Annotated in this window: 2 protein-coding genes; both read right to left on the bottom strand. The window is 38.1% G+C overall.

The window, feature by feature from the left end:
* A partial coding sequence (locus KH893_RS12050; protein WP_281166312.1) for a helix-turn-helix domain-containing protein occupies nucleotides 1-144 on the bottom strand: 144 nt, incomplete at its 3' end.
* A gap of 68 nt (nucleotides 145-212) precedes the next feature.
* On the bottom strand, nucleotides 213-464 hold a 252-nt coding region (locus KH893_RS12045; protein ID WP_345803743.1), incomplete at its 5' end, for a DUF6681 family protein.

Raw genomic sequence — 464 nt, 5'->3', positions numbered from 1 at the left:
ACGATAGATAGTCCCCGCACCAACGTTAGCAACGCGAGCTATTTCCGGAATCGTTGTTCCATCGAAACTACGATGGGAAAAAAGTTGTAAAGCTGCTTTGAAAATTGCATCTTTTTTACTGATATTTTTAATTGTTTCAGGCATATTTTTTACCTCTAGGAATGATTATTCATTCCGTACAGATCTAAATAATAACACCTGTAAAACAGATGTCAAATATTATTATTTATCCGTTTTTGATAAGCAACTTCAGCAGTTAGGTAAATTGGAAGATTTCGCTTAACAGCTTTTCCGGTCGCTTGATCAACTACCAAACCTTCGCCACCATGTAAAACCACCGAAGCTAATGACAAATGATACTCCCTAACTGCCAAAATCGCATCGCTTAAACCAACTTTCGTGATCAAGCCAATTGGCCGGGCAGATATTTCGTTTATTCCGCCATAAATAACCAAACCATTCGG

Source organism: Liquorilactobacillus sicerae, from assembly GCF_029916425.1.
Lineage (GTDB): Bacteria > Bacillota > Bacilli > Lactobacillales > Lactobacillaceae > Liquorilactobacillus > Liquorilactobacillus sicerae.
The sequence above is the reverse complement of the archived record's forward strand: the minus strand, read 5'-3'. Positions and strand labels throughout refer to the sequence as shown.